Genomic DNA, 3744 nt, shown 5'->3' on the forward strand with positions numbered 1-3744 from the left:
CTGGTTGAGAATGGCAAAAAAGTAGCCTTGATTGACTTGGATCTGCAGTTTGGCGATATCAATATTTTTCTGGATATGGATCCCAAAGATACCATTGCCGAGCTGGTACAAGAGTCCTTTTCAGCCAATATTGACTCAGTCAGGAGCTTTATGATCGTTCACTCCAGCGGAGTACATGTTTTGTGTGCCCCCAAGAGCCCGGAATATGCGGAAATGATTTCTGCAGAAAAGGTGCAGACTTTGCTGAGCCTCCTACGCTCCTATTATGACTATGTGGTCATTGATACCCCGCCCTTCCTTAATGAGGTGACCATGACAGCCATTGAAAGCTCATCCACCGTTTTATTTGTAATCGGATTGGATATTTCCATCCTGAAGAATTCCAAGCTGAGCCTGTCTCTTTTAGGCTCGCTGCAACAGGCGGACAAGGTGCGGCTGGTCGTAAATCGGGCAGTTGACATGAGCTCCATAACCGTCAAGGATGTGCAGGGCATCTTGGGCTACCCCATCTGGGCCACCCTGCCCAGCGACTATAAGGTGGCGGTAACCGCCCTGAACCGGGGTATCCCTTTTGTCGTCAGCGAACCCAACAGCAAGCTCAGTCAGTCTTTGGCTGTTGTAGCGGATATTTTACTGTACGGAGAGGATGGTAACCTGGCAGTGGAAGGTTCTGCGAAGAAGAATTCAAAGCTCCGTAAATTATTTAAATTTATAAAAAACAATAAGACAATAAGACAATAAGACAAAAAGATAATCTCTTTTAAGCTAATATTTCTTGTGAAAAGGATGATGGACATGAGCTTAATGCAAAGACTGGAAAAGCAGAGGGAGGGCAATTTTGATGACTTTGCTGACCTGAAGAAAAAGGTCCATGAGGAAATCATTGAAAAGATTAATGAGGATGCAGCCCGGCACGTAGATATATCTACCAATCAGGAAGAATATCTGCTGAAAAACCTGGAGGAGATCCTGGATAGGAAAGCTGTAAATTCTTCGCGTAGTGACAAAGCACGCCTAATCAGAGAGGTATACAATAATGTGGTGGGACTGGGACCTCTGGAACCGTTGCTGGAGGATCCGGAGATATCGGAAATTATGGTCAATGGCCCCTACCAGGTCTATGTGGAAAGGCGCGGCAAGATAGAACTGGCTGCCACCAGATTCAAGGACAACCTCCATGTGATGAATGTAATCAACCGGATTGTATCCCTTGTAGGCAGACATATTGACGAAGCTAGTCCTATGGTAGATGCGCGGCTGAAGGATGGCTCCCGCTTCAATGCCATCATCCCGCCCCTGGCGCTCAATGGTCCTACAGTCACCATCCGTAAATTTTTTAAAAACCCTCTAACCAGCAGCAACCTGATTAAATTTAATTCAGTTTCACCCAAAATGATGTCCTTCCTGGAGGCCTGTGTGAAGGGGAAAATGAATATCATCGTCTCTGGGGGTACCGGCAGCGGCAAAACGACGCTTTTAAATGTCCTCTCCGGATTTATCCCCGATAATGAACGGATTATTACCATTGAAGATTCGGCCGAACTGCAGCTGCGTCAGGATCATGTAGTGACTTTGGAAAGCAGACCGGCCAACCTGGAAGGAAAAGGTCAAATCTCTATTCGAAATTTGGTGGTCAATGCCCTGCGTATGCGTCCGGACCGGATTATCGTGGGTGAGGTACGTTCCGCAGAAACTCTGGATATGCTCCAAGCTATGAATACCGGACATGATGGCTCCATGACCACGGCCCATGCCAATTCACCCAGGGAACTGACTTCCCGTTTGGAAACCATGATCCTGATGACCGGCGTAGAAATTCCCATCAAGGCCATTCGGCAACAGATCGCCGGCGGTCTCAATATCATCGTGCATCAGTCCAGATTGCAGGATGGTTCCCGCAAGGTAGTCAATATTTCAGAGATTGTCGGGATGGAAGGGGATACTATCCTGCTTCAGGATATCTTCATCTTTAAGCAGACTGGGGTTGATCTGACCGGAAAGCTCAAGGGAAACTTTGTGGCGACGGGGATACGCCCGAATTTCCTGGCTAAAATCTCCGCTAGAGGGATTCTGATAAAGGATGACTGGTTTACGAATTGAGGTGGTTTTGATGACAGTCCTGATTGCCCTAACCGGGGCAATATGTGTCTATGCATTGATTAGAATGCTTCTACCTGTCTCAGGCAGAGAAATCGTTATGGCCAGGTACTCAAAATATCTGGCAACTGACAGCTTGGAGGATATTCATGATCAAGTCTTGAAAGAAAGAGCTGAAAAAAATAAAAGATTTAAAAAAACCAAAACAGAATTTATCAGTTCGGAATTAGCTGATAGTATTGCTACTTCCGGTATTAAGCTTACGCCTGCTGAATTTCTGTATGCCTGGATTGCGGTTAGCTTTATTCCCATGTTTTTATTGGCAGTGATCAAGGGGCATATCCTTTCGGTGATCGCGGTCGGCATGATCGGACTGGCAATTCCCCCCTTTCTATTGAAAAAGGCTATAAAAAAAAGGAAAGAACTGTTTACCAAGCAGTTAGGAGAGGCTCTGGTGATCATCGGGAATAGTTTAAAAGGGGGATTTTCCTTTCAGCAGGCCATGGTTAGTGTGGCCTCGGAAATGGGCCCACCCCTTTGTGATGAATTTACCAAGACTGTGCGGGAAATCAACTATGGTCTGCCCATGGAAGAAGCCCTTCGGCATATGGCGGAGCGGGCGAAAAATCAGGACCTGGACCTATTTGTATCGGCAGTCTTAACATCGGCCCGGGTGGGAAGCAACCTGACGGAGATCCTGGGTACCATCTCCGGTACCATCAAGGACAGGATCCGCATTAAGCAGGAGGTAAAAGTGCTTACCGCCTCAGGACGGATGTCCGGCATCATCATCGGACTGCTGCCGGTATTTTTGATCCTGATCCTGATGCTGATCAATCCGGGCTATTTCGGTTCCTTCTTCGAAACTGGGATTGGCAAGGTCATGGTCGGCGTTGCTGTGCTAATGGAAGTAATCGGCTTTTTTATTATCTCGAAAATCACTGATCTTCAGTATTGAGGTGTATGATGGAAATATTTATGGCGATTACCTTGGGCATTCTGGTCTTTAGTCTTCTTCTGGTTCGATTTGCACCGGGTGCTCTTCAAAATGATGAGATTAAACAGCGGGTGATAGTCATTACCAATAGTGCCAAACGGGGGAATGTGCTGGATGAAGAGATGAATAAGCCCTTGTCGGAACGCGTTATTAAACCATTGGTTAACAGCTTGATCCTGCTAATCAAAAATTTCCTTCCGGAAAAGAGCAGCCAAAAGGGTGTAGGTTATCAGAAAACGGACAAGCTTAAAAAGCAGCTTCGCCAGGCGGGGATTCATTTGGATAGAAGTGAATACCAGGCGGTGCAGATCCTGGTAGCGGCGACTGGAGCTATATTGCTGGGCATCTTCGCCCTGGTCCTGAGCTCCCGTATCCATATCAGCTTAATTGCTGCGTTGGTGGGTGCCTATGCCGGGTACGTTGGACTTAGGTTTAACCTGACCAAAAGGATCTCTAATAGGCATGAGTCCATGCAGCGGCAGCTTCCCGAAGTATTGGATATGTTAAGCGTTAGCGTGGAAGCGGGCTTGGGCCTGGAGCAGGCCATGTTGCAGGTAATCGATCACTTTCAGGGCCCCCTGGTGGATGAACTGAGCATCGCGTATAGGGAGATGACGATGGGCAGGACACGCAGGGAAGCCTTGTTGGAC

4 protein-coding genes (1 of these 4 running past the window's edge) are annotated in these 3744 nt (G+C 47.3%); all 4 read left to right on the forward strand.

What is annotated here, in order from left to right; translation table 11 throughout:
* A protein-coding gene (locus tag AC6I5A_RS04965) for a CpaE/TadZ family protein (protein WP_497900504.1) crosses the window boundary here: on the forward strand, positions 1 to 741 show its 3' portion. 330 nt of this gene lie to the left of the window's left edge; only the last 741 of its 1071 coding nucleotides appear in the window; its start codon lies off the left edge, out of view; it ends in the stop codon at positions 739 to 741.
* Positions 742 to 795: 54 nt separating this feature from the next.
* Positions 796 to 2100 carry an ATPase, T2SS/T4P/T4SS family gene (locus AC6I5A_RS04970; RefSeq protein ID WP_052167906.1) on the forward strand — a complete coding sequence of 435 codons (1305 nt, stop codon included), beginning with the start codon at positions 796 to 798 and terminating at the stop codon, positions 2098 to 2100.
* The gene (locus AC6I5A_RS04975; RefSeq protein WP_052167907.1) at positions 2081 to 3055 is read left to right on the forward strand and encodes a type II secretion system F family protein; all 975 of its coding nucleotides are present in this window, start codon (positions 2081 to 2083) and stop codon (positions 3053 to 3055) included. Before AC6I5A_RS04970 ends, AC6I5A_RS04975 begins: the two co-directional genes overlap by 20 nt.
* A gap of 5 nt (positions 3056 to 3060) precedes the next feature.
* Positions 3061 to 3744 (forward strand): type II secretion system F family protein (locus AC6I5A_RS04980; RefSeq protein WP_497900503.1); only part of this gene is annotated, 684 nt, incomplete at its 3' end.

It is taken from the genome of Desulfosporosinus sp. Tol-M2, from assembly GCF_059735615.1.

What these genes read in the sequence shown, in the direction of transcription:
- AC6I5A_RS04975 (WP_052167907.1), top strand. Translation starts at nt 2,081, where the DNA reads ATGACTGGTTTACGAATTGAGGTGGTTTTGATGACAGTCCTGATTGCC.
- AC6I5A_RS04970 (WP_052167906.1), top strand. Translation starts at nt 796, where the DNA reads ATGAGCTTAATGCAAAGACTGGAAAAGCAGAGGGAGGGCAATTTTGAT.